Origin of the sequence: Bacillus sp. RO1, assembly GCF_012524115.1 — a bacterium.
GTDB lineage: Bacteria > Bacillota > Bacilli > Bacillales > Bacillaceae_I > Sutcliffiella_A.
The window spans coordinates 26,246-52,385 of record NZ_JAAZWB010000046.1; the positions used below are offsets into that span (position 1 = coordinate 26,246).

The following is a 26,140-nucleotide window of genomic DNA, read 5'->3' on the forward strand; positions in this document are numbered from 1 at the left end:
CAACGGGTTACTTTCGAGAGTGGAACCGGCCAAACACCCATCGCATAAGGTAACATGGGCAGGTGAACGGAAATGCAACGAAGAAAAAACCATTATTTTTCAGCAACATTATTAATTGTCATGGGTTTTTTAGTGGTCTGTAGCCTTTACACATTAATTCCACTTTACAATTCCATTAGCTGGGAGTGGAATGTTCCCAAACAAAAAGTAATATTGGCCAGCAGTTTTTTTAGCATTTTTTATGCAATAGGACTACTGATGTTCGGTCCGTTATCCGATCGATTTGGCAGGAAAAATATTATTAGCTATGGTTTTCTGCTTTCGGCTATCGCTACCATACTCATTGCGCAATCTACGAATATTTCTCACTTGTACGTTGCCCGCTCCATTCAAGGATTCACCCTCGGTTGCTTTGCACCCGTTGCTTTTGCCTATTGCTTTGACCACTTCTCTCCATCACTTCGAAACTTTACTATTTCTCTTATTAACGCAGCGTTTTTGTTATCCGGCATCTTCGGACCTATGATAAGCGAAAAAATAGCTACTTATTTTCAATGGAAAGGCGTATTTATTTTCTTTTCATTTTTTTACTTTCTTTTGTTCTTATTTGCCCGCTTCATTTTAAGCCCATCTAATACATTGATCCTTACAAAGGACAAACCTTGGAAACATTTTTCCACCCTCTTGGCTGACCGTGATTTAAGAATTTTGTATTTGATTGTATTTTCCTTGCTACTCTCCTTTGTGACTTTTTACGATAGCCTATTTCAATACTTATCTAAGGCTTTTCCTGATCAATCTTTTATGTTGGTACGTTCTGTCGGACTGGTTGGCACTGTTTCATGTATCTTTTCTGATTTAGTGATGCGGACCGTCGGCACTAAGCGGTTACTTCTTTCCTGTTCTTTAAGCATTTCGATTTCGTTATTCATTATGATGATTTTTTATGAAAATCTATTTTTGATAGGTGCTTTTTCTGTAATTTATGTAGCTGCCATTTCCTTTTTTCTACCGGCAATCATTACGTATATTGGGATATTAGGTAGTAATCACCGGGGAAGTGCCATCTCCTTGTATTCTTTCACATTGTTGATCGGTACTGCGGTTAGCCCTATCATAAGCCATAACTTTTCATTTCTATCTGTCTTGGGCTTTTTAGGAATATGTTTTTTACTGAATGCTATTTTAGTATTGGGAATCAGAAGAGATGCGTAAGAGAAAGCGGGCAAATCGCGGCTGCACTTTTATGAAGACCTCTTCTTCTACTTTTCCGTTCCACTGAGGTCTTCATTCGCTCCATGAAGACTTCTCTTTCTCACATTCCTGCTCCACTAAGGTCTTCATTCGCTTTATGAAGACTTCTCTTTCTACTTTCTCGCTCCACTGAGGTCTTCATTCGCTCTATGAAGACTCCTCTTTCTCCTTTTCCGCTCCACTGAGGTCTTCATTCGCTCTATGAAGACTTCTCTTTCTACTTTTCCGCTCCACCGAGGTCTTCATTCGCTCTATGAAGACTCCTCTTTCTCCTTTTCCGCTCCACTGAGGTCTTCATTCGCTCTATGAAGACTTCTCTTTCTCCATTCCCGCTCCACTGAGGTCTTCATTCGCTCCATGAAGACTTCTCTTTCTACTTTCTCGCTACACTGAGGTCTTCATTCGCTCTATGAAGACTTCTCTTTCTCCATTCCCGCTACACTGAGGTCTTCATTCGCTCTATGAAGACTTCTCTTTCTCCATTCCCGCTCCACAGAGGTCTTCATTCGCTCTATGAAGACTTCTCTTTCTCCTTTTCCGTTCCACTAAGGTCTTCATCCGCTCCATGAAGACTTCTCTTTCTACTTTCTCGCTACACTGAGGTCTTCATTCGCTACATGAAGACTTCTCTTTCTACTTTTCCGTTCCACTGAGGTCTTCATTCGCTCTATGAAGACTTCCCTTTCTCCATTCCCACTCCACTAAGGTCTTCATCCGCCCCATGAAGACTTCCCTTTCTCCATTCCCGCTCCACTGAGGTCTTCATTCGCTCTATGAAGACTTCCCTTTCTCCATTCCCACTCCACTAAGGTCTTCATTCGCTCCATGAAGACTTCTCCTGCTCCTTTCCCACTCCATTGAGGTCTTCATCCGCCCCATGAAGACTTCCCTTTCTCCACTCCCGCTCCACTAAGGTCTTCATCCGCTCTATGAAGACTTCTCTTTCTCACATTCCCGCTCCACTGAGGTATTCATCCGCTCCATGAAGACTTCTCTTTCTCACATTCCCACTCCACTAAGGTCTTCATCCGCTCCATAAAGACTTCTCCTGCTCCTTTCCCACTCCACTAAGGTTTTCATCCGCTACATAAAGACTTCTCCTGCTCCGTTCCTGCTCCACTAAGGTCTTCATCCGCTCGATGAAGACTTCTCCTGCTCCGTTCCTGCTCCACTGAGGTCCTCATACTCTCCCTAAACAACACTCTCCTCCCCTTTTCCTCTTTAAATACTAATTTACGAGGAAGGAATATCAAAAAAAACCTCCAACTTCCCTGATAGGAGGTTGGAGGTTTCATCCAATTATGTGCTTGGAACAACTGTTGCTTCTTCCATCTGTTTTAAAGTTTTCATTCGTTTTTTCAAATAAAGACCTTGCCCAATACCGAATAAATTTCCTATCACCCAATAAAGTGCCAGTGCAGAAGGCAACGTCAATCCGGCGATTAATATAAACACCGGGATGATGTTCATGACCATCTTCATCTGTGGCTGTACGTCATCTGTAAGCGTGACTCTTGTTTGAATGAATGTCGTGATAGCTGTCACAACCGGTAGAATATAGAATGGATCTGGCTGACCGAGACTTACCCAAAAGAAAGAGTGCTCAGCTATTTCCGTCGTTCTTCCAATTGCATAATAGAAAGCCATGATCACAGGCATTTGAATCAACATTGGAAAACAACCAGCGGCAGGGTTCACTTTGTGGGTCTGGTATAGCGTCATTAATTCCTTTTGCATTTCCCTTTGATCGTCTGGATTCTTTTTATCTTTATATTTCTTTTGCAATGCTTCCATTTCCGGCTTAAGTTTTTGCATCGCAAGCATGTTTTTCTGCTGCTTCAATGCAAGTGGCAGAATAAGTGTACGAATAGCAATGGTAACGATGATGATGGATATACCGTAGCTTCCACCAGTCCATTCAGCCACGCTTGTCAGCGCGAGAGACAACGGATAGACAAAATAATGGTTCCAAACTCCAGAACTATCTGCCGTAATGGGCTCGCTCATGTTACAACCTGTTAATAGTGCCAATAAAAATAGAACTAAACTTACTGTCCAAAACTTTCTCATTTAAATTCCTCCTACTTTTCACAAAATTATCGACTCATGTTTGCATAGTAGAAAGAGGAATCTTCTTCATCTAGGGTTGCTTCTTTTGTAGGCCGTTTTCTATATATGAATGTAATTAGCCTTCTTCGCTTACCAATGATAGACTGCAATTTATTCGATTCAAGGTCCAAGGATGTTGTATAACCACTGTGTTGGTAGACTACATACTTGGAGTCCACAAAAAAGCAGAACGTCAAAAGGCAAAGAACGGCGGCTGTTACATATGGTGCGTATAGTAGAATATCAAGATAAAATTCCATATTATTAGCATTCACCTTTTTAACTGAATATAGTAGATACTACTTGTACGAATGGATAACATTAATGTTTCATTTAAAGTATATCCCTCCAATAAAAAGATACACCTAGTGTGCAATAATTACTAGGTGTATCTTTTTGTTAATTTTCTACTATACATGTTCTTCTTTATTTTTATTATTATAATCATATAGCTTACTAAAAGAATTTTGTAAGTTCTTTTTATCCATTTTCCCTACCGCCGTTTTTGGTACTTCCGGAACAAATACTATTTTCTTAGGTATTTTATAAACTCCGATTCTGGTTTTGCAGAAGGTCAGCAGCTCCCTCTCAGAAGTTTGCCTTTTACTAGAAACAATGGCAATGACCGCCTCTCCCCATACAGGATGAGGTACACCAATTACACATGCTTCCTTGACCGCCTCATGCTGACAGAGTATTTGCTCCACTTCCAATGGATAGATATTTTCTCCACCGGAAATGATCATTTCTTTCGTCCTACCGACTATATAAAAATAACCGTCTTCATCTCTTCTACCCAAATCACCTGTTCTCAGCCATCCATCATGTTTGGCTTTCTTGGTTTCTTCTTCTTTCCCCCAATATTCAGAGAAGACATGGGATCCTCTAATATATATTTCCCCAACCTCTTCCTCCATCGCTTCTAAGCTATCATTTACCATCAATTTCACTTCATTAAATAGCATTGCTTTGCCGACGGAACCCTTTTTTCCATATGCCTCAAAAGGATCGATGTAGAAATTGTTTGGACCCGCTTCTGTAAGTCCGTATCCTTCCTTAAACAATTTCCCCTTCTGGTAGAATATTTCGTAGATTTCTAATGGACAGGGCGCACCACCTGAAAGAAATGTTTTCATGGTTGGAAAATCTGTTCCTTGAAAGTGAGGATGCTCTATCAGCATGCTATACATGGTTGGTACCATTAGGGCAATGGTGCACTTATACAAATCTAATAGTTTGATGGCTTTTTCCGCATCAAAACTCCTCATCAAGACAACGGTCCCACCTGCCATGAGCAATGGAGTCGACAAGGCATTAAGGCCCCCTGTATGAAACATAGGTAGGCAAGTGAGGGTGGTATCTTCTCCATGAAGTCCCCAGCTTACAATAGTATTGATGGCATTACATGTAATATTTTCGTTAGTAAGTATTACTCCTTTTGGGTGGCCGGTTGTGCCCCCCGTATAGATAATGGCCGCTGCGTCATTAATTCGTGTGGAGTGTGAAACTTTCTTTTGTATTTCTTTTGTCGCCAATTCATCCAGTGAGAACACCTGACATTTCAACTGCTTTGCTTCCTCTAAATAGTCATCATGCACTATCACACATTTTGCTTTGCAGTCTCTTACTATATAGTTCCATTCGTTTTCCGCCAGTCTCCAATTGAGCGGCACAAAAATTGCCCCTATGTCTACACATGCAAAAAGCAATTCAAAATACACTATATGATTTGGTGACAACAAAGCCACGCGATCTCCTGGTCCAATACCCGCAGATAACAGTCTGCCTGCCATTTCTCTTGATCGATCGAATAATTGCTTATAATTCCATCTTTCTCCCGTTTCGCCGTCTATCACTGCGATTTTATATGGAGAATGTTGTGAACGCTTCTGTAACCAAGAACCATTCATTTCCACTTCCATCTCTCCCCTACACTTTACAAGATATCCATACTATAGGAGATGGGAGTTACAGAAGGGTTACAATGGAAAACGGGCACCCATATAATGATGGATACCCGTTCACAATACTTAAGCTTCTTTCACTTTCTTACGTTTAATCACAATATAAAAGGCTGGAACAAACAACAATGTAAAGAAAGTAGAAAAGAATATTCCCGAAATAATTGATATTGCAAGTGGGGTAAATAATACATCCCCGCTAAACGCTATCGGAAGTAAAGCGGCGATAGATGTAAAGGCCGTCAGTACGACCGGTCGCAGCCTTGCTTTACCAGAATCAATGACTGCTTCACTCAAGGTTGCACCCTCTTGCAAACGCGATTCCATAAATTCAATGAAGACGGTAGCATTCCTTACCACAATTCCCGCAAGTGATACAATACCCATCATCGCCATGAAACCTAGGCCGGTTTGTGTGATGAATAAGCCAATCATCGCACCAGAAATTGCCAAGTAAACAGAACTCATGATCAGCAATGGCAATCTTAATGAATTAAACTGTACAACCATTAAGATATATATCAGGAAAATGACGATCAAGAACAGCTTCCCTACTTCAATAAAGAAATCACTTCTTGCAGAAGATTCTCCTCCAACTGAAACGGAAATAGTATCTGTTTCATAGGACGCCGCGATATCTTTTACTTCCGCTTCTAATTTCTGTTTGTCACCCTCCCCTGGATACACACGTACCGTTATGGTTCTGTCCCCATCCTTATGAGGAATCAATGGCAATACTTCTGTTTCCTCAACAGATACTAGCTCGGATAGTGGGATGAGAACTGGCGCCCCAAATTCAGTTGTTTCTGTTTTACTTGGAAGCTCCAATGCTTCAAGGTTTATCGTTTCTCCATCTTCTACAAGGTCTTGAACGATGGTAAGTGTTTCTCTCTCAAGTCCCGCTTCATAAGAACCAACTGGGATTCCTTCTGTCACAAGCCTTATTTGATTACTTATTTCTTGAGCGGTAATTCCATGCTCTTCCATTGCTTCTCTGTTTGGAACATAATTGATAGTAGGTTGAGCGGATCCTACGTCATCAATAACCGCTCCGCTTCCTTCCAAGCTTTTAATCTCTTCTTTCATCCCTTTGACGGAATCCATTAGTTCTTCTATGTCTTCTCCGACAACCGTCAAGGCGATGGGAGCTCCTACAGGCGGACCTGCTTCAATTGTAGAAAGCATCACTACGGCGTCTGGATTTTCATCCCGTAGTTCAGGCTGCCATTTGGCAATCGTATCTGCAGCAGACTGCTGCTCCCGGTCTACTCTTAAGACAATCTGTCCCGTGTTCTCACCTGAATTGGATAATGTGCTGCCGAATATTCCAGGTTCTCCGCTCCCTGCAAAGATGGTTGTTTCGTAAACAGCTTTATCTGTTTTTATGCTGTCTTCCATTTGTTGGAGCCTTGATTCTGTTTCCTCCAGTGGTGTCCCAGCAGGATATGTGACGGATACAGTCACCTCTTCACGATCTGCACTAGGGAAGAATACGACCGGAATAAATGGAACGAGTGCATAACTGGCTGTACAGAATGTAAGAACAGCAAGCCCTGTGAGTAGAGGTTTTTTCACTACTTTGGTTAAGATTTTTGAACTATACCAGTTCCCTGCTTTATCGAATTGAGAGCCTAGCAGACCATCTTTCCCCTGTTTGCGCGTCTTTTTCTTTTGACGCCATGCCATAAAAATCGGCACAATGGTCAAAGCGACAATCGTGGAACCTATGATGGTAGCAATGAGAACGGTAGGAAGTGCAGAAATGAATGCACCGTTTGGACCACCTAGGAAAGTCAATGGCAAGAAAGTAAAGACGATGGCCAATGTTGAGGTAATGATGGAAATCCTGACTTCTTTCGTTCCGGTTATTGCACCTTTTAACGGGCCATCACCAAGTTGGTAACGTCTCTGGATGTTATCATTTACTACGATGGCATCGTCCACCAGAATACCTAAGGCAATGATGATCCCGATAATGGAAATCTGGTTTAAATCCACATTTGCATACGGCAAGGGGATTAATCCAAGCGCAATCGATATTGGAATAGAGATTGCCACCAGGATAGCAGAAACGGTATTTAATCCAAAAAACGTAATCAATACCACTGCTAGAATAGAGATAAGGAATGAAATTCCCAAGTCTTTAAAAATTTTGGACACAATTTCATTCTGAGTATAGTAAAGGTCCTTCTCCACTTCTTCTGGCAGGTCTTCAGCGAGACGTTCCATTTCTTCATTCACTGTGGCATGCAGAGTTGGAATGTCTACTCCTTTTTCTTGCATAATGGTCAAAGAAATGGCAGGCGAACCATTATACGTAATTAAATCTTCTTGTTCTGTCGGTATCTGCGTCAAGGTTGCAACATCCCCGACATAAAGCGAATTTCCTTCTTCATCCTTTTTCAAAAATACATTTTCTACTTCTTCAATATTTTCAATATGTTCAAATGTCAGCTGGGAGATCTGGTTTCCTTCTTGCTGACTGCCAAGAGGGGTGATTTCCAATTCATTTTGGATGGCTGTTATTACATCAGGAAGTAGCACTCTCTCTTCTTGCATGGTTTCTGAATCCAAGTTAAGGGTGTAGCTAGACTCTTCCAATCCTTTTATTGTAACTTTTCGAACACCATTAATATCCTCCAATTGAGGAACCCATCCTTCAATGATGTCCTTTTGCTCTAATAACAGTGCACGGTCTTCATGTAAAATGTTGTATGAAGCGATAGCTCCCATTTGAATATCCGTGTTGATTGTCGGTTCAAAAGCGTCTTCTGGAAACTCGCGGCTTACATCAGAAACTTTTTGTTGAACTTGGGAGAATACTTTATCCCTGTCCGCATCATCGGTCAGTTCCATTACAATATTAGATACGCCTAATCCAGAAACAGATGTGACACTATCCATTCCGTCAATATCCAATAGTTCTTTTTCAAGCGGAGTGGTAATGTCCCTTTCCACTACGTTTGGAGCAGCCCCTGGATACACTGTGGTGATGGTTCCTACATTTAGTGAAATTTCAGGGATCTCTCGTTTTGGTATTTGAAAATAGGTCAAGGAACCGATGACCACCAATAATAGTAAAAATATTAATGTTACTTTTGGCTTTTTAATAAGCGCATTAAACACTTGGATTTCCTCCTATACTCAATTATTCAAATTTGACTATTTAACCTGAGTTCATCATAAGGTGTGGTTGTTAGTCTTGGCAAGGATGAATATGCTTTGGAGTGATTTGTTACTTTTTTCGTCAAAACTTCTGAATTGTATACGAAAAAAACTAGGTGCCTAATTAGCACCTAGTTTAAAAGTAAACTATTTTTCTTTTACATCATAATTCCACCATCTACATGTAGTACCGTTCCATTCACATAATCTGACTCATCTGAAGCAAGGTACAGGTATGCACTTGCGATATCACTCGGCTTGCCCAGTCGCTGGAGGGGAATGACTTGTAACAAGCTCTGAATTACTTTCTCTGGGACGGTTGCTACCATATTAGTGTCCACAAATCCAGGTGCCACAGCATTCACATTAATATTTTTCCGGCCAAATTCCTTTGCCCACGATTTTGTCATTCCAACAACCGCAGCTTTAGATGCCGCATAATTGGTCTGTCCAACATTTCCATAAACCCCGCTCACAGATGACGTATTGATGATTTTCCCTTTGCCATTTTCGAGCATATGAGGTACCACTGCTTGCGTACAATTAAATACGCCATTTACATTAACATCCATTACTTTTTGGAAGTCTTCTCCACTCATTTTTAGAAGCATGTTATCTTTTGTAATACCTGCATTGTTAATGAGAATATCTATCTTTCCGAACCTCTCTTTAACCATGGATACCATCTCTACTACCTTGGCCTGATTTGAAACATCCACTTGGTAAAATGCCGCTTCCCCTTCTGCTTGAAGCTCTGCAGTCCTTTGTTCCCCTAGTGTTGCATCATAATCCACAAGTGCAACCCTTGCCCCCTCTTTTAAAAATACACGTGCAGCCTCCAAGCCTAAACCATTGGCTGCACCGGTTATGATGGCCACTTTACCTTCTAGTCTCATTTGTACTGTTCCTCCTGTTTCGTCACGAAAGTTGTAATCGCTTGCAATAATTGTGATAAATCATCCACTTGTGCGGAATGTCCACACCCCTTGAGGGAAAGAAACGTCGCCACTCCCCCTAGGTCCGCTACCACTTCTCTGGACATCTGTTCAGAAATAACAAGATCTTTGTCACCAGCCAACACAAGAACCGGTATGTTTATTTTCTCCACTTCCCCGGTTCCTTGTTTCAGTCCATTATGGTGATTGCTGATGTTAAACATATTTAGCGCATGCAGAATTTCTGGATAATTGCGCTGTGTAAGCATATCTTCCAGATACTCCTCATACCGATTTTCTTCCGGTTGATTGTCATGGTAGATCGCATAATCCCAAATCATTCTTAGTACCTCTTTATTACGGTTTTCGTATGCATGGGAAATGGTAATGGTCCTGGTCTTGTCCTGCATTACCTGTTCATAACTTGTTAGTCTTTTTGATAGATCCGGTTGACCGTTTTCATCCGTTTCATGCATTGGATAACCTCTTGTTGATGCTGATGCAAGTAGAATGAGCTTTTTTGCAAAGTTTGGGTTATCAGCTACAAATTGCATGGCCACCGCTCCGCCTGTGGACCAACCAAGTATTGTAAAGTCGGTTAGATTTAATTCGTCCACAAATAGTTTTATGTCATCTGCTAGTTCTTTAATAGAATAGATTTTTTCGTGATATGTCGACTCACCAAACCCCCTCATATCAACCGCTACAAGATGAAAAGAATCATCTATGTTCTCCATTAGCAAATCCCAATGCTTAGAAGAAGTCATATTTCCATGTATGAGCAGGATGGTTTCACCAAAACCAGCTCGTTCTCTATATCCATATGTCTCCCCGTTTGACAGTTTCACTTGTTTTTGAACGATCATCTTCCAACCTCCCTATTTGACTTTCCCCATTGAATAGTCGTTGCACCCCAAGCATAGCCAATCCCCGCACTCACCAGCACTACATTGTCTCCCTCTTTGATTCTGCCTTGCTGTAAAGCAAGCTCCAATGAAAGAATTTGATCGATTTGACCGACGTGCCCGTAGTTTTCTAGATAAATAGATTGTTTCTCGGACAAACCTAGTTCCTTTAAAACATAATGGTGGGCAGATTTTTTCATGTGAAGAATTCCGAGATAATCCAACTTTTCTTCCGTTAGACCGCTTTTGAATAAAGATTTTCGAATCACTTCCAAGAAATTCTTCATGGATTTCTGTTCTAATCTGGCTTTCATTCCTACTGGATCAAGTACATCCAGCTTATTCAAGCCTTTTTCCAATGCTTCCGGTGAAATGGGATGTTTTGTTCCGCCCGCAACTACCACCACGTCCTCGGAGAAAGAACCATCCGTTATAAGATGAGAAGCCAATAAAGCATTTTCATCATGATTTTTTCTTAACACAATGGCTCCTCCACCCGCTGCAAGGTTATACATGAATCTGGTCCTTGGATTGGTGTAATCAATGAAATCTTCGTTACGGTATCCACCGGCAAGCAGAACTGTCTGAATAGATTCATCCGCTATCATCATATCTTTCGCAACTTTCAATCCCATGATTGTCGTTCCGCATCGCAATCCCATATCAAAGCCTATCGCATTTACCGCCCCAAGCTGTTTCTGCATGTATAAGGCTGCCGTCCATAGTGGATATTCTTTATGTTCTTCTCCAATATAGAGAATCAGGTCTATTTCCTTTGGAGCAATATTCCCCTTTTCCATCGCAATCCGTGCAGCTTTTATTCCCATTTCACACGTATGATCCTCATGACCAGCAACTGGCTTTGACCTAATGCCCAGTTTTTCTTCGACCACCTCTATAGGTATTCCAGATTTCTCTGCAATTTCCTTGCTGGTCATGAAATTTTCTGGAATAAATGTACCGACACTCACAATACCAATCTGCGTCATTATCTCACCCACTAAGTTTTTCTTTCATATATTTACAGACTTCTTCAAAGCAAGTAACCGTTATTTCCTCTTCTCCTTGCACGTGACTGACTGTTATTCTCCAGATTGGTGACGGCTGCCCTGCATCCGAAAAACCGGCACACCGTACAACAAAAGATGCAACTTGTGGCTGACTACTCATCCATTCCCCTCCCATTATCCTGAAATGTCTTTCTCTTTTCCTACTTTGAGCTGTACACCTTTTCTTCTAGACCACCATAATTTGACGGTCCCTACGATACCTTGAGGGAAAAACATCACCACTACGATATAAAGGATTCCGAAGAAAATAATCCATCGTTCAAAAATCCAATGAACTTTTGCAAGGTCTGTTAACCAATGGTGTGCAAACTCTATCAACCCTGCTCCAATTATCGCGCCTATTAAAGTACCTACACCTCCAATGATGGTCATCAGTAGTGCATCCAACGTGACATCTACTGCAAAAACAGACGTATTGACGAACCTAAGTGTCAATACATAGAGACTACCGGCAAAGCTAGCAAACACACCGGCTACCACACTCGCTATGACTTTATAATGCAGCACATGGTAGCCAAGCGATTCAGTTCGATCTTCATTCTCTCTTATTGCCTGCAGAACCCTTCCTAATGGAGAATGTGTAAATCGCTTTAGTAAAAGAAAAATTAGGACCATCATGATTAAAGACAGTAGATATAAATTTAATCTATCACGCAAAAGATCAGGGATACTGAAGGTAAACCCATCATTTCCATATGTGAGTGTACGCCATTTTTCCGCCAATACAAGAAACAGTCCGGAGAAAGCGAGGGTTAACATAGCATAGAAGTGACTTTTCAAACGAAGGGAAAGCATCCCGACAATATAGCTTACAACACCTGCTATAACTGCACCAACAAGTATCGCTAATAAAAGCACTGGTATGGTACTTTCATATTGCTTCAACATAATACCCGTGGAATAAGCTCCTATTCCAAAAAACATGGCATGACCAAACGAAACAATTCCCGTGTAACCAAGCAAGATATCATAACTCATTGCAAAGATGGCAAAAAGGAAGATTTGAGTAAACATGATTAAGAGAGTACGAGAATCTGTAACAAACGGAAGTGCAAGAAGCATCAAAAACATAATGATATAGACGGAATTTGGTATGGACATATATCTGTTCATTCTCTCACCCCTTTACTCCAAATAATCCTTGTGGACGGAAAATCAAAACTACGGTCATCAGCATCATGTTTACTGCCAATGCTAAATCCGGGACGAAATAGGCCATATAGGAACCACTCAATCCGACCAAGATGGCTGCAAGTACCGAACCTGTAATGCTTCCCATCCCCCCAATTACCACCACAATGAATGCCAAGATCCCAAACTCCAGCCCCATCTCTGCATAAATGACACCGGAATAAGGCCCAAGCAGCATGCCACCAAGCGCCGCCATTGCGGCCCCAGCCATAAACACGAGCATAAACACCCGTTTTATGTTGATGCCCAATGCCTGCACCATCTCTTTGTTGATAACACCCGCTCGTACGATTAGGCCTATTTTTGTATTTCTTAAAATATAGAAGATTGCAGCGAAAACAAGCGTACCTATAATGATGATAAATAAACGGTATTTGATGATGATGATATCCCCAAACTCCCAGCTCCCACTCAAATATGATGGAGTTCTTGCGCTAAGCTGGTTTGGACCGAATACCACTTTAATCATTTCGCTTAAAACTAGCATGACTCCTAACGTAATCAGAATCTGTTGAACATGATTTCCATAGACAGGCTGGATGATATATCGTTCAAGCGCAAGCCCCAATATAAGCCCGGTACCGATTGCAGCAATAATTCCTATCATAAAGCTGCCTGTTGCCGAATACACCCAGATCCCTGAGAAGGCGCCCCAGGCAAACAGCCCCCCATGGGCAAAGTTAAGGACATCCATTAAACCAAATATTAAGGTCAGACCAGCAGCAAGCAAAAAAATCAACATTCCCGTTGCTAATCCGTTTACTGTCAGATTCACTAATACATCCACTATATGCCCCTCCTTTATGCGATCCCAAGATATTGCCTTCTGAGCTCCTCATCTTCCTTCAGCTCATGCATGTGACCATGGTGAACGGTCTTCCCGTCATCCAAGATATAGAAGCAATCCCCAATTGTACTTGCCATATAAAAGTTCTGCTCTACTAGAATAATGGTCGTTTCTTTTTTCATCTGCAGGATGGAATCCATCACCTTTTCCACCATAATTGGAGCTAACCCCTTACTAGGTTCATCAATCAATAGAAGCCTGCTGTTATTAATATAAGCTCGAGAAATTGCAAGCATCTGCTTTTGACCGCCACTTAAATTCCCACCACGCTTTTTCCAATAGGTTTTTAAATCGGGAAACAAGTCTAACACCCAATCTAATTTCGCAAGCGTTTCTTCATCTGCTTTTTTCATGGCAACCTTCATATTCTCTTCTACTGTTAATTCTCCGAACACCCCTTGATCTTCTGGAACATAACCAATTCCTCTATTGGCAATTTCATACGTTGCCATTCCGGTAATATCCTGCCCATCAAACACGATAGAACCCTGTTGAGGAGGATTAAGTCCCATCACACTTCTGAGGGTTGTCGTTTTCCCTGCCCCGTTTCTTCCTAGCAGTACAGTGACTTCTCCTTGTTTCGCTTCAAAATCAACACCTTGCAAAATGTGAAACTGCTCAATATATGTTTGTATCTTTTCCACTTTAAGAAGCGTTGTCATCATACAATCCTCCCAAATACGCTGACTGAACTGTTTCATTATTCATGATTTCTTGCGGTGTACCGTCCGCTAACAATTTCCCATTGAAAAGTACCGTAACAGAATCAGATAAGTCTAATATCATGTCCATTTTATGTTCAATTAGTATGATGGTCCTGTCTCCCCTGGCTTTTATTAGTTTAATAACCTCCAGTATTGCCGGTACTTCTTCAATGGACATACCCGCCGTTGGTTCATCCAAAAGAAGCAGTTCCGTTTCAAGCGCTAAAAGCATGGCAATTTCAAGTTTTCTCTTTTCTCCATGTGCCAGATTTTTTGCAAGTGATTTAGCTTTATCATCCAGAAGGACCGTCTTCAATAAATCCAAAGACCGCTCTTCAAACTCCTTGAATTGTAGGAAATGGGAAAACATGTTATACCTGACTCCCCGTTGAGACTGAACTGCCAGCCGAACATTTTCCAAAACTGTTAGATTTGGAAACACATTAGTAATCTGAAACGACCTCCCGATACCTTTCCTAGTCCGTCTCATGGAGGAAAGGTTTGTTATGTCCTCACCTTTCCAAATCACCTCTCCCTTTGTAGGCTTCAGCTGTCCGCTTAAGAGGTTGAAAAATGTCGTCTTTCCAGCTCCATTTGGGCCGATGATGGATTTGAAGTGGAAAGGCTCCACAGTAAAATTCACATGATCCACTGCCACATGCCCACCAAAAGCAATGGTTAAATCCTTAGTCTGCAAAATGGGATTCAAAGTGTGTACCTCCTTCTATTAGTTATCTAATAACACGAAGGAACTTTAGAGCATAGCTCCAAAGTTCCACTTCTACTTATTGATTGTTACGGATTGGAGGAGCTGTTTCCTCCGGAGATAGCTCCCTCATTAACACAGGTACTGGATAGTCGAATCCATCCACTTTCTCCAGACGCACAGCATATAAAGTTTGCATCGCTTGATGATCCTCAGGTCGGAACGTCATTTGACCTTTTGGTGTTTCAAAGCTCATTCCTTCCATTGTTTCTATGATTAAATTGGAATCTGTATCTCCCTCTGTTTTCTTTAGTGCTTCCACGATAGCGATGGCAGCCGTCATTCCTCCTGGAGTAAACAGGTCCGGAACTTCTCCGTTGAACTTTTCTTTATGTTTTTCCACCAACCAATCATTGACTGGATTATCAGGCAGTGTATGGTAGTAAACAGAGAACCCTTCCATTCCGATTAACTGTTCCATCGTGTGTAATGCCGCAATATCAGGAGCACCTGTAGAAATCTTGATTCCTCTTTCTTGTACTTTCATATCGGAAATTTGATTCCAAGGAGAATTGGCACCTGCCCATACAACAAAGAGATAGTCAGGATCTGAATCTAAAATCTTTTGGATATTGGATGTAAAATCAGTTGCAGCAGGATCTGCATATTCTTCTAGAACAATCTCAGCACCAAGTTCCAATGCTGCTTCTTTGAATGCCGCAACTCCATCATGACCAAAAGAATAATCTGGCGCCAATGTTGCAATCTTCACGCCTTCCCCTGCGATTGCAGCTGCTCCAGCCACTGCATCTTGAGAGGAATTTCTTGATGTACGGAAAATATATTTGTTCCAATCTGCTCCTGTAATACTATCTGCCACTGCTGGTTCCACAAGCATCACCTTTTCATACTCTTCTGCAAGGGGCAGTACCGCTAAAGTATCTCCAGAGCTTGAAGATCCGACAAGGAAGTCCACCTCATCTTCTTCCAATAGTTTAGTTGCTTTTTGAATCGCCACTTCCGGTTTTGTTTCGGTGTCTTCCACTACAAACTCTATCTTGTGTCCGTTTACTTCCATTGTTCCTTCTGTTGCATATTCAAGACCAAGTTCAAAGCCTTGAACCGTTTGCTTACCATACGTTTCAAGCGCACCAGTTAATGAAGCGAGCACACCCACCTTGATTACCTTTTGATCTCCATCACCGCTTGAATCTGTTTCTGTTCCGGCATTGCTATCGCTACAGCCAGCCAACACCAACATCAGTGCACACATAAGCAGAAATCCTGTCTTCCACTTTCTCATTTACCTTCCCCCTTAACCCATTAATGTGTTTAAGTTGTAGTTTCAGCTTAAGACGAGGTGGTTACAAATGGGTTACAAAGCAAAGACTGCTACACGAAAAACAACCGCCCGGTTCTTTTTTAGTTGTTGGTTAGTCTCCGCTGTTGATTTCGCAAATGGCTGCGTTTTCCTAGGGGCGGTTGCTTGAGCCTCTTTGCTCCGTCTTTGACTTAAGGTGTTCTTTAGACACCGCTGTTGATCTCCGCAAATGGCTTCGCTTTCCTAGGGGCGGTGCTTGAGCCTCTTCGCTACGCTGCGGGGTCTCAAGCTACCGCTATCTCCCTCAGGACAAGGAAGGCTCCGGCAGCGATACATCGCACGAAGAAAATGCGTAGCATTTTCGAGGAGTCTTCGCCTTTTGCTCCAATCAACAGCTATAAATTACGAGTACGAAGATTTTATGTACTTTCAGTTAGCCTGGGTAGATACCTTTTCTTAATCTCATAGTTGAATGAAGCCACCTTGTTGATTGGAGTGGAAGGCGCGTAGACGCCCGCGGGAGGAAGGGACAGGTGAGACCCCGCAGGCTTGCCGAGGAGGCTCACGGACCGCCCGCAGGCAAGCGAAGCGGCTGGAACGGAAATCAACCGTTTTAAAATATTTCTTATTATTAAAAAAACCCCACCATCATAGCGGGGTTAGTTGGCTTTTCCAAGCACCATGTCGTACATCTTTTTCGTCGAAAACATCGGCTCTACGCCAAGCTCACTTTCCAAATAGTGTTTGCACTTTGCAAACCATTTCATGGCTTGTGAACGATTGTTTTTGTGATAATAACAAAACATCAGCAAGCGATATGCTTCTTCCCAAGTTGGGTCCTTTTCAATAACCCTCTCACATAACTGTATAGCGGAATCGAATTTCTTACGTGCAACCAAAAGTTGTGCAAGCTTTTCACTGCACCGCAGGTAGTAGACCAGTAGTCTCTCTCTTTCATTCAAACACCAATCTGCATATTTCTGGTCTGGAAGGAAATCTCCCTTATATAAAGCCAATGCTTTTTCTAAATAAGTTATGGCCCTTGCAGGCTCCTGTTCTTCCAATCCAGCTGATGCATAGGATTCAAATTCACTACAGTCCAGAACATAGCCACAGCTTGGGTTCAACCCATACGAATTCCCTTCTCTTTGAATGAAGAAAGGCTCGGTTCTAGCTTTTCTCACGGGTTCCAATGCATTGTTCAATGCGTTTAGTGCTACTTTAAAGTCTCTCGCTACCGTTTTCTCAGGAACATTTGGCCATATGGCTGCAAAAATTTCATCTTTAACTAATTGCATGTTTCTTTTTGTGACAAAGAACTCTAGCAGTTCCTTTGCTTTTGCACGCTGCCAATCTTTTGCCCCTACTTCCTTCTGACCGAGCCAAACTTTGAAGTTTCCTAGTGTTTGGATTTTCAACGTATAACCTGGATGATTCTGAAGATGAGAAAAGCCAAGCTCATTCAGTAAGGAAGTAACGTAAGCCCGTTGAATTTCTCTATTCTGCGCTTCCATTAGAAGCGGAGTGAATTGTTGAAGATCGTTTGGCCCAAAGGTCGTTCTGTTGGATAGTATAAATTCATAGTTTCCAGTCTGTAAGAAGTTCAAGAATACATTCATTGATTGTGTAAACTCTTTCCACTCCTGCCGTTCAAAGTAGTAGATGGATTTCCAGAAAGACAGTAACATCTCTGCATACTGATCGCCGCAATTACGCAAAAGCCTGCTCGCACGGAGACCGTAATAATCTGCCTTATCCCACTTCCTATTGTGAATACAAGCTATTTTCATTGCGAGATAGATGAGACCAGAAAGCCAATTATCTTTTACTTCTTCCGTTTCTTTCAACGCCTCTTCTCCACATAGTATGGCTTTCTCATAGGCACCTTGATTGGTGTGCAATATACATAAGCCCATATTAGCCTCTGCTTTTCCTCTTGACACATTCAGCTCTTCCATAATTTCCAGTGCAGTTTGATAACATTCCTTAGCAAGTGCACTATCATAAATCTCCATCAGCTGAACAGCATGCCCTAAACGAATCCAGCCACAAGCCTCTACAAAAGGAGCTTGAAGTTTAATGCCTTGTTTAATTCCTGCATCAGCCAGTTTTTTTGCCTGGTCTGCATTTCCCATGAATGCTTCCACCAGCGATAAAAGGAGATCTGTCTCACGGTGTGACTGCTGCAGTGTCCCTTCTGTTTGATCTTTTTTCTTATAGAGAAGGAGTTTTTTCGCTCTATGCAGGTTGCCTGAACGCAAAAGAATTCTTGCTTCGAGGTTTCCTGCCTCCTCCTGTTTATATACAACATCAAGCTTATCGAACCATTCGAGCGCTTTTGGTGCATGCCCTGCATTCAAGAAATTTTCTGCCATAATGGCATATAATCGATTTTCCTCCTTCTTTTCAATGGGGCATGCTTCTATTAGCATAATCGCTTCAGACAGGACTCTTTCGGCTTTAATGGGTTGGATGGTATCCAGATATATTTTTGCAATCCCTTTCAAAGATCTTATGATTACAAGTATATCCCCGGACTTTCTGGCAGCATCCAGTCCATTTCTATATGCCGTTTCTGCTTCCTCATAAAGACATCGGTAACGAAGAATCTCCCCTTGTATATACCAAAGCATATAATATCTAACTTTTATTTCATCAGAAATTCTAAGCAATTTTTCCAAAACGTAGGAGAGTTGTCCTTGTTCCATCAATTGAATTCCATGCTCATGAATGAGAACACCGATAGAAGAGTAATCGCCTATCTTTTCAAAATGTGAGATTGCCGGGAGAATGTCCCGTTGTTTCATATACCATCTTGCACAGCGTTTATGCAAAAGCAAGAATTGTTCTTCCTGCCCCATAAATCTTCTTTCGAGAAATTCTTTAAAAAGGGCATGATAACGATATTGGTTTTTTCCTGTTACAGTAATGAACAGATGACGCTCTGTTAGGGACTGCAAGATATAGTTGGAACCATTTATGCCCAAGACCTCATCACACATTTCTCCGTTAAGCACATCCAGTATCGAGGTCTGTTCCAAGAACTGCTGAATCATCGGTGTCTGCTTCATGAACACTTCAGTTGCCAGGTACTTGAATAGGTCTTCCAATTTTCCTTGTGTTGTGACCAAACCAGCTGTGGATGTTTCTTCTGCAAGCCTTTGACTCAATAGACCTAACGCCATGACCCAGCCTTCTGATAAGGCGTAGATGTGTTCTATATCGTCATTATTAACATCCAACATATAAATATCTTCGAGAAGCACTTCCACCTCTTCCCTGGAAAACTTGAGATCTTCCTCTGTTATTTCCAAGAGTTCATTCTTCACCTTCATTGCCGTAATAACTTCCCAATCTGGCCTTTCCCTTGTGATGAGAATGACATGAAGATTACTCGGGAAATGCTGTAGCAACCAATGGAACCATGTAACGATGTCAGGGTTTTTCTGTACGTAGTGGAAATCATCTATAATTAAAACCAGAGGTCCATCTATATGCGCTATTTCATTGATAAATAGTGAGCATAGATCTTGAATTTCCTCCTCACGAATATAACGGTCCATCTTGTTCAAATAACTTAATATACCTTCTCCAAATTGATTTTTCCTGGTTCTGATTGAGTGGACAACATATCGAAGAAAGGGGATTAATTCATCATCAAAATCCGTTGCGGTGTACCAACAGGAGATGGCATCAAAAGTAGGTGCGAAGGAGGCAACAATTGTGCTCTTTCCATATCCCGGACCAGAGTGAACAACAGTTACACCGAAGTTGGTAACCGCTTTCATTTTTCTTGCAATTTTAACCCTTCTAAGAACATGTTCTTTGACTGTAGGTGTCGTGATTTTAGTCTGCAATACGGTTTCTTGAGAAAGCATCTACCTACCCTCCTTTTTTCTGAATTTTAGATCTATTATGTTCTATTATAATGATTTGGGAGTGTAAAAACATTAAAAAGAACAGCTAATCCTAACAAAAGCTGTTCTTTACTTGAAGGTCGTATTAAATTCATTAAATGGCCAGTAGCGGACATGGACTTTTCCGACGATGTCTTCTATTTTTACAAAACCAAAATGCCTGCTATCCAAGCTGTTTAATCTGTTATCTCCTATTACAAATACATGCCCTTTCGGTACTTCTTCTTCGCCCGTTAACTCTTTTAGCGAGAAATCTCCTGTAAAGTTGCCACCAAAGATTTTTAAATTTTCAGGAGAGATAAATGGCTCTGTCACGAGCTCTCCATTTACATAAAGCATATCTTGCTTGTATTCAATTTGGTCACCAGGCAATCCAATTACTCTTTTTACATAATGGATATCTGCATCATCTTGTTGAAAAACAACGACATCAAATCGTTCTGGCTTGGTAAAGGAGTATACCATTTTATTGACCATTAGGAAATTCCCCTGCTCCAATGTAGGATTCATAGAATGCCCTTCTACAATATAATTAGAAAAGAAAAGCGCACGAATCATAAGCACCAAAAGGAATGTGACAACCAACCATTTCATTGCTGATTTACGTTTTGTGATCTTTTCTTTCAATTCATAACCCCCGAAAGTCTATCTAGGTCTTTTGTACTTTAATATTATCATAATATACTGAATTTTTACAAACAATTGTTTATTTTTCGCCTGATAGCTGTAGACGAAGTTCTACTTTTTTACCAATAAACCACAAAACTAACATGATCGTAATGGCAATGGCAGTTTTTATAGGCGCGCGAATAAAGGAAATGATGTCATAGCCAATATAACTGATGGTAAAAATCATCACCATTTTACCAGCTACCAGCGCCAGGAAAAATTGATAAAATTTTATTTTTGAGAGGCCGGCAACCACGTTAATTAAGAAAGAAGGTGTAAAAGGAAAACATAGCAAAAGGAATATAGGGCCGAAGCCATGCCTCTCAATCCAAGACATCATTTTTCGAATCTTCTCTTTTCTAAGCAAAGCTTGTATTCTTCGGCTTCTCTTCAATTTATGTACAAAATAGTAAACAATTACAGCTCCGACTACAGACCCTGTCCATGATATTAAAAAACCGAACCAAAGACCAAAAGCGGCAGCATTTGCCATGACAATTACTATTAATGGGAGAAAAGGAAGGAAAGCTTCAAGCACCACAAACAGGAAACCCGGCAGCGGACCAAACGATTGGTACTCTTCCAAAATCTCCAGTAGATTTTCCATTGTTAATAATTCTTTCATATATTCGATAAATTCCATTACACTATCTCCACTTCTCTGCTAGTCATCTTTCTCTATTGTACTAATTATTCCTTTAATGTCCCATTAAATAACCTCATTTTCAAATTTTACTTTGTTAAACAGCCAAACTTTTCATTATGTAATTTCTCAAAAACAAATATGCTTTTATAAAATAGTTCACTATAATCTTCTCCGTCCTCCAACGACCAGCAGATAGAAAGTACCGTATGTGCGAAGCCCCAGGCAAGTATTCTTCTTTCGTTCAATTTCAATTTGTCCACCAGAATGCCAATTCGTTTTGATAGGATTGGTTCTATATTATCATCCGGAAGATTGTTTAAAAGAAATTGAATCGTATCATATTCACGTTCTCCCACCAAGCCTTTAGGGTCGATGGCTATCCATGATGATTCCGCCTTTAAAATATTGTAATGGTGAAGGTCTCCATGCAGGATGTATCTTTCATTTTTTTCATCAAGCAATCTTCGAAAGGTATGAATGGCTTTTAGAAGAAGGTCTTGTGTAATAGGAGCTTTACCTAATGGATGTTCTTTAAAAAAATTATTAAGACTACGCTCTCTTTCTTCAATATGAGGAAGGGTGGAATCAGATTTATCTGGTACCCACAACGTTTTCATTATGCCAGCAGCAATCTTGGTTGCATCTATGTCACCTTCAAGAGTGACAAGCGTATCACCTGGAGTCAGTCGTTCTAAGATTAATATTCCACGATTTAATTCCATGTCTATGATGCGGACCATGCCGTCTCCAGCAAAATACCTTAACGCGTCTACTTCCGAATAGAATTCCTTGCTTGGGACAGAGAGCTTCAGGACAACCTGGCCCCCATCCTTTTTTATAGCAGGAGCCACAAAATTATACGAAAGCTCAAAGGGAGGGAGAACCTTAAGACTCCACTTTTTCTCGCAGTAATGGATTAAGGAGCTAAAGTTCTGTAACCACTCTTCCCCCTTTTCTTGATGGATTTTCCTTATTGTCTGAACATATTTTGTCGGGAGATTCACCATGTTCCTATTCTCCACGCTGTGTAAACGCCCATCGATGACCATCTGGATCTTCCAACTCAAACTGGATGTCTCCCCATGGACGAGTTACCGGCTCAGTAAGTGTTTTATTGCCATTCTGATGGTCTATTGGTGTGAGCCCGTTTTCTTGGACAAAGCGAAAAAGTTCTTTAACATTTTGGACTGCTGCATGTACCTCTGTAATGCCGGGATTTGTTTCGTCTGCCGGATGAAGCATGACTAGACCGCTACCCAGATGGAACCAGTGCATCCCTTCATAACCATGTGAGTATTGGAACCCTGCATTTGTGTACCAATCCTTGGAGCTCTCCGTATCTTTACAAAATAGAACGATGTGATCGAGACCTTTTATCATGTGTAATTACCCTCCTTATTTTTCTTTTCAATAAAACGAAGCTCCCCCAAAAGGAAGAGCCTCGCATGCTTTCTACTTTTTTACTTAGCACCTTCCAAATACTCTACAAACCAGTTCTTAATGTGCTCCAGCCTGTGAATGCGCAGTGCTGGATCTCCGCTTCTGGAGAGCTCATGATTGGCACCTGGGAAACGAACAAGCTTAGTTGTTTTACCCTGTTGTTTCAATGCAATAAAAAGCTGCTCTGCTTGTTCGACAGGACAACGGTAATCTCGTTCTCCGTGCAGAATTAAAAGTGGCGTATTTACATTGCTAACATATTTGATCGGGGAATGCTCCCAAAGCTTTTCCACTTTTTCACCCATATCTCCCTTTACTTCCCATTCAGAGAAATAGTAACCAATATCGCTGACACCATAAAAGCTCAGCCAGTTTGAAATAGAGCGTTGTGTGACAGCTGCTTTGAAGCGGTCGGTATGACTGACCACCCAGTTTGTCATGAAGCCTCCATAACTTCCTCCCGTAATACCCAGATTCTTTTCATCAATAAACTCGAAAGTTTCAAGTGCGTAATCCATTGCAGCCATTACATCGAGATAATCCTTGCCCCCGTAATCACCTCGCACAGCATCGACAAATTCCTGTCCATAACCATGACTTCCACGCGGGTTGGTGAATAAAACGACAAATCCTTGGGCGGTCAATGTTTGGAACTCATGAAAGTATGTGTTGGCATACATGGCATGTGGGCCCCCATGGACCTCCAAGATTGTCGGATATTTTTTACCTACTTCAAATCCTGCAGGTTTCATTATCCAACCATGCAAATCCCAGCCATCGGGTGCTTTATAGCGGATAGGCTCGGCGACACTTAACTCTACTTCATTTTTCCAAGCTTCATTGACATTAGTCAATTGGGTACGTGTCTGAGAACGGAAGTCAAGGTAGTAAAGTTCCCCCGGATCTGTAGAGTTGCTTACCCCTACAATCGCCTCATGAGTATCGGTAAGCATGCTTACAGCATATACATGCTCATCCGGAAGATGGATTGGATACATAGAACCATCCAACGAACCGAAGTAGATTCCTGTTGCACCTTGGTCACTCATTAAGAAATAAAAGCCTTCACTTTCTTCTGTCCACATAAGCCCAGGATTCACATTACCGGAATGGAAATCACCAATTGCAACGTCTCCAACCTCTACATCCAGGTTCTCTGAGAGACAATGAGTTTCACCTGTTGCAAGCTGCGTCACCCATACACGAGTCAACGTAGCACTTTGAAACTCTTTTTCATGTCCTAAGAAACCTAGGTACTGACCATCTGGTGAGAAGGAAATCGTAGAGAAGAAGCCGTTGCTATGAGTAATTTTTTTCTTTTCTTTGGACTGAACATCCATTACATAAACATCCGAGACCAATGAAACATCTGGATCATCTTCAAGATTTGCTACAAAAGCAATTTTTGTTCCATCAGGCGACCAGGCAGGGCTGCCATAATCCCGATCTCCTTCTGTGAGGAGGCTCACTTCCTTTGTCTTTAAATCCAATAGTGCAAGATGGTCGTTCTTGTTGTCTAAAAACCCCTTGGCATCAGACTTGTAACGCATTTTTTCCACTACTAGGGGCTCAGGCTTCTTCTTTTCTTCTTTTTCAGAGGAAGCAGCATGCAAATCCCCCGCACCCTCTACAGAAGTACTGAACAAAAGTTTTGTACCACATGGCGACCAGACCGGACCCCTGGCACCATTTTTGCAGAAGGTAACCTGCTCCGCTTCTCCGCCGTTTACTGGCATAACATATAGTTGGCTTTTCTCGTTTCGGTTAGAGACAAAAGCAAGCTTGCTTCCATCCGGAGACCACCTAGGGCTTGTTGCTCTACCTTTTCCGGATGTAAATGGTACCGCGTTCCCCTCTAAATCCCCTACAAAAATGGAAGAGCGATATTCATTATCTTCCTCGTGGACTGTAGTCTGCACAAACGCATACTTTCGGGAATGTTTATCCCATTGCGGATCGGTGATCGAAGTTAGACGAAACAGATCTTTAGAATCTATTTTTCTCTTTGTCATTGAAATCTCTCCCTTATGTAAAATTCTCCATTCTACTTATTTCGACAAATGAAATAATTCCCCTTTAAGAAAATTGAAAAAACTTTAAATTACAGTTTTTAAAAGGTACTTGCATATTTTTTAGTTTTTGGTATAAAATAAATACGAACAAACGTTCTTAGTTTTTAGGAGGAAGATGAAATGACAAGATTATCAAAAGAGCAAATAAACCTGTTTGAACAGGCGATATATCTTCCTTTGTTATTGATTGTTCTAGAAAGAGATACAAGCGTTATTAAGGACAGCGGAATTAAACTAAAAGAGCCCTATCTTACACTTATTGATCAAGTCATGCGTAAAATTCAGCTTCAACTTAAGCAAATAAAAGCGGACATGAAGCAGCAACACATGAGGCTCCACAAATTAAAGCAGGATGAATCCTTCACCATGTATGCTTTTCTGTTTAATGGATATGAAGAGCACCATAACTATTTCAACCCACGAATTAGGAATAAGGTAAATGAACTTTTGATGCAATTTATTCTACAAACGGAAGATAACTCAACTAATGAAAAATAGGAAGGTATGGTTCCTGTAGAGGGTTACGCAAAGTAACATTCAAATCATTATGTTCATTTACAGAAGCATAAAATACATCTTCAACACTAGCTACTTTCTGTTTTAACAGTTCTTCTCGAAGCCAGGCCTCACTTAACCCTTTGTATGCCAAGGTTTCCTTATAAATTCGACCGTCCATTATGACTGGAAAATCTATGGAGTTTTCGTATCCAGCCGAGCGAACATCTTCCACCTTTGCCACCTCTTTTTGGGGCTTTATTTTAACGGATATGTTTCCATTCGCTTCAATTAAAGCAAAGTGAACATCTTCCACTTTAAATACATCTTTTTCCCTCAGCATTTGCAGGATATTATCAATGGAGTAACTGATTTTACGCATATTTTTAATATGAAATTGACCCTCATATATGACTAATGTCGGTTCGAACGTTAAAAGTCTGCCAAGCTTATGATTTTTTATCTTTCCCCACGCTATTACCTTCTGCAGCAGACCTATCGCGATAATTGCACCTGCAGTAGGAAAATGATGGATGCTGGGGTCAGCAATATCCGCTCCAACTACTGCTCCAAGGGTGATAATAACAATAAAATCAAAGACAGGAAGCTCTCCAATGGACCGTTTTCCCATATATAAAGTTACAATCAACATGAGCGGAAGAATCGTGATAATTCTTCCCAGCACCTTTAAGAAGTCTATGAATAGTTCCATTTTAATCGCCCTCCTAGCTGT

Annotated in this window: 22 protein-coding genes; 2 read left to right on the forward strand and 20 right to left on the reverse strand. The window is 41.2% G+C overall.

What is annotated here, in order from left to right:
• Positions 1-72: 72 nt before the first annotated feature.
• Positions 73-1,215, forward strand: a complete 1,143-nt coding sequence (locus tag HC179_RS04725) for an MFS transporter (protein ID WP_168863292.1) — start codon at positions 73-75, stop codon at positions 1,213-1,215.
• Positions 1,216-2,553: 1,338 nt separating this feature from the next.
• Here the strand turns inward: HC179_RS04725 and yidC are convergent.
• The 19 genes from yidC to HC179_RS04820 form a co-directional block, all read right to left on the reverse strand.
• Positions 2,554-3,324, reverse strand: a complete 771-nt coding sequence (gene yidC / locus HC179_RS04730; protein WP_168863293.1) for a membrane protein insertase YidC — start codon at positions 3,322-3,324, stop codon at positions 2,554-2,556.
• 26 nt (positions 3,325-3,350) lie between these two features.
• Positions 3,351-3,623, reverse strand: a complete 273-nt coding sequence (locus HC179_RS04735; RefSeq protein WP_168863294.1) for a hypothetical protein — start codon at positions 3,621-3,623, stop codon at positions 3,351-3,353.
• A gap of 150 nt (positions 3,624-3,773) precedes the next feature.
• On the reverse strand, positions 3,774-5,285 hold the full coding sequence (locus tag HC179_RS04740) for a class I adenylate-forming enzyme family protein (protein ID WP_168863295.1): 1,512 nt from the start codon (positions 5,283-5,285) through the stop codon (positions 3,774-3,776).
• 108 nt (positions 5,286-5,393) lie between these two features.
• Positions 5,394-8,450, reverse strand: coding sequence for an efflux RND transporter permease subunit (locus tag HC179_RS04745; protein ID WP_168863296.1), 3,057 nt, complete (start codon positions 8,448-8,450; stop codon positions 5,394-5,396).
• A 197-nt stretch (positions 8,451-8,647) separates the two neighbouring features.
• Positions 8,648-9,385 carry a 3-oxoacyl-ACP reductase FabG gene (fabG, locus tag HC179_RS04750; protein ID WP_168863297.1) on the reverse strand — a complete coding sequence of 246 codons (738 nt, stop codon included), beginning with the start codon at positions 9,383-9,385 and terminating at the stop codon, positions 8,648-8,650.
• A complete protein-coding gene (gene phaZ / locus HC179_RS04755) occupies positions 9,382-10,290 on the reverse strand; it encodes an intracellular short-chain-length polyhydroxyalkanoate depolymerase (RefSeq protein ID WP_168863298.1) in 909 nt (302 codons plus the stop codon). Before phaZ ends, fabG begins: the two co-directional genes overlap by 4 nt.
• Positions 10,287-11,318, reverse strand: a complete 1,032-nt coding sequence (locus HC179_RS04760; protein ID WP_168863299.1) for a 3-oxoacyl-ACP synthase — start codon at positions 11,316-11,318, stop codon at positions 10,287-10,289. Before HC179_RS04760 ends, phaZ begins: the two co-directional genes overlap by 4 nt.
• Positions 11,319-11,322: 4 nt before the next feature.
• A complete protein-coding gene (locus tag HC179_RS04765) occupies positions 11,323-11,499 on the reverse strand; it encodes a hypothetical protein (RefSeq protein ID WP_168863300.1) in 177 nt (58 codons plus the stop codon).
• A 14-nt stretch (positions 11,500-11,513) separates the two neighbouring features.
• Positions 11,514-12,512, reverse strand: coding sequence for a branched-chain amino acid ABC transporter permease (locus tag HC179_RS04770; RefSeq protein ID WP_168863301.1), 999 nt, complete (start codon positions 12,510-12,512; stop codon positions 11,514-11,516).
• Between the two features lie 4 nt (positions 12,513-12,516).
• The gene (locus HC179_RS04775; RefSeq protein ID WP_168863302.1) at positions 12,517-13,377 is read right to left on the reverse strand and encodes an ABC transporter permease subunit; all 861 of its coding nucleotides are present in this window, start codon (positions 13,375-13,377) and stop codon (positions 12,517-12,519) included.
• A gap of 14 nt (positions 13,378-13,391) precedes the next feature.
• Entirely contained in the window at positions 13,392-14,099 is a 708-nt protein-coding gene (locus HC179_RS04780; protein WP_168863329.1) for an ABC transporter ATP-binding protein, read from the reverse strand.
• Entirely contained in the window at positions 14,083-14,850 is a 768-nt protein-coding gene (locus HC179_RS04785) for an ABC transporter ATP-binding protein (protein ID WP_168863303.1), read from the reverse strand. The genes HC179_RS04780 and HC179_RS04785 overlap by 17 nt, the downstream gene beginning before the upstream one ends.
• A gap of 76 nt (positions 14,851-14,926) precedes the next feature.
• Positions 14,927-16,150, reverse strand: coding sequence for a substrate-binding domain-containing protein (locus tag HC179_RS04790; protein WP_168863304.1), 1,224 nt, complete (start codon positions 16,148-16,150; stop codon positions 14,927-14,929).
• Between the two features lie 677 nt (positions 16,151-16,827).
• The gene (locus tag HC179_RS04795; RefSeq protein WP_168863305.1) at positions 16,828-20,046 is read right to left on the reverse strand and encodes a BTAD domain-containing putative transcriptional regulator; all 3,219 of its coding nucleotides are present in this window, start codon (positions 20,044-20,046) and stop codon (positions 16,828-16,830) included.
• 108 nt (positions 20,047-20,154) lie between these two features.
• Entirely contained in the window at positions 20,155-20,679 is a 525-nt protein-coding gene (lepB, locus tag HC179_RS04800) for a signal peptidase I (RefSeq protein ID WP_168863330.1), read from the reverse strand.
• A gap of 112 nt (positions 20,680-20,791) precedes the next feature.
• Entirely contained in the window at positions 20,792-21,397 is a 606-nt protein-coding gene (locus HC179_RS04805) for a TVP38/TMEM64 family protein (protein ID WP_168863306.1), read from the reverse strand.
• An 89-nt stretch (positions 21,398-21,486) separates the two neighbouring features.
• Entirely contained in the window at positions 21,487-22,467 is a 981-nt protein-coding gene (locus tag HC179_RS04810) for an aminoglycoside phosphotransferase family protein (protein ID WP_168863307.1), read from the reverse strand.
• Complete coding sequence (locus HC179_RS04815; RefSeq protein ID WP_168863308.1) at positions 22,412-22,780, reverse strand: VOC family protein; 369 nt, start codon at positions 22,778-22,780, stop codon at positions 22,412-22,414. Before HC179_RS04815 ends, HC179_RS04810 begins: the two co-directional genes overlap by 56 nt.
• A gap of 80 nt (positions 22,781-22,860) precedes the next feature.
• Positions 22,861-24,852 (reverse strand): S9 family peptidase, encoded by a 1,992-nt coding sequence (locus tag HC179_RS04820; protein WP_168863309.1) that lies wholly within the window; start codon positions 24,850-24,852, stop codon positions 22,861-22,863.
• A 180-nt stretch (positions 24,853-25,032) separates the two neighbouring features.
• Here HC179_RS04820 and HC179_RS04825 point away from each other — a divergent pair, with 180 nt between their 5' ends.
• Complete coding sequence (locus HC179_RS04825; protein ID WP_168863310.1) at positions 25,033-25,410, forward strand: YhjD family protein; 378 nt, start codon at positions 25,033-25,035, stop codon at positions 25,408-25,410.
• Here the strand turns inward: HC179_RS04825 and HC179_RS04830 are convergent.
• Entirely contained in the window at positions 25,397-26,119 is a 723-nt protein-coding gene (locus tag HC179_RS04830; RefSeq protein ID WP_168863311.1) for a DUF421 domain-containing protein, read from the reverse strand. The two genes, HC179_RS04825 and HC179_RS04830, sit on opposite strands and share 14 nt — an antisense overlap.
• Positions 26,120-26,140 lie beyond the last annotated feature (21 nt).

Coding starts and splice junctions, on each gene's coding strand:
- HC179_RS04760 (WP_168863299.1), bottom strand. CDS start 11,318: ATGACGCAGATTGGTATTGTGAGTGTCGGTACATTTATTCCAGAAAAT.
- HC179_RS04780 (WP_168863329.1), bottom strand. CDS start 14,099: ATGACAACGCTTCTTAAAGTGGAAAAGATACAAACATATATTGAGCAG.
- HC179_RS04830 (WP_168863311.1), bottom strand. CDS start 26,119: ATGGAACTATTCATAGACTTCTTAAAGGTGCTGGGAAGAATTATCACG.
- HC179_RS04725 (WP_168863292.1), top strand. CDS start 73: ATGCAACGAAGAAAAAACCATTATTTTTCAGCAACATTATTAATTGTC.
- HC179_RS04765 (WP_168863300.1), bottom strand. CDS start 11,499: ATGAGTAGTCAGCCACAAGTTGCATCTTTTGTTGTACGGTGTGCCGGT.
- HC179_RS04740 (WP_168863295.1), bottom strand. CDS start 5,285: ATGGAAGTGGAAATGAATGGTTCTTGGTTACAGAAGCGTTCACAACAT.
- HC179_RS04805 (WP_168863306.1), bottom strand. CDS start 21,397: ATGGAATTTATCGAATATATGAAAGAATTATTAACAATGGAAAATCTA.
- HC179_RS04735 (WP_168863294.1), bottom strand. CDS start 3,623: ATGGAATTTTATCTTGATATTCTACTATACGCACCATATGTAACAGCC.
- yidC (WP_168863293.1), bottom strand. CDS start 3,324: ATGAGAAAGTTTTGGACAGTAAGTTTAGTTCTATTTTTATTGGCACTA.
- HC179_RS04770 (WP_168863301.1), bottom strand. CDS start 12,512: ATGAACAGATATATGTCCATACCAAATTCCGTCTATATCATTATGTTT.
- HC179_RS04815 (WP_168863308.1), bottom strand. CDS start 22,780: ATGATAAAAGGTCTCGATCACATCGTTCTATTTTGTAAAGATACGGAG.
- lepB (WP_168863330.1), bottom strand. CDS start 20,679: ATGAAATGGTTGGTTGTCACATTCCTTTTGGTGCTTATGATTCGTGCG.
- fabG (WP_168863297.1), bottom strand. CDS start 9,385: ATGAGACTAGAAGGTAAAGTGGCCATCATAACCGGTGCAGCCAATGGT.
- HC179_RS04790 (WP_168863304.1), bottom strand. CDS start 16,150: ATGAGAAAGTGGAAGACAGGATTTCTGCTTATGTGTGCACTGATGTTG.
- HC179_RS04820 (WP_168863309.1), bottom strand. CDS start 24,852: ATGACAAAGAGAAAAATAGATTCTAAAGATCTGTTTCGTCTAACTTCG.
- HC179_RS04795 (WP_168863305.1), bottom strand. CDS start 20,046: ATGCTTTCTCAAGAAACCGTATTGCAGACTAAAATCACGACACCTACA.
- HC179_RS04825 (WP_168863310.1), top strand. CDS start 25,033: ATGACAAGATTATCAAAAGAGCAAATAAACCTGTTTGAACAGGCGATA.
- phaZ (WP_168863298.1), bottom strand. CDS start 10,290: ATGATCGTTCAAAAACAAGTGAAACTGTCAAACGGGGAGACATATGGA.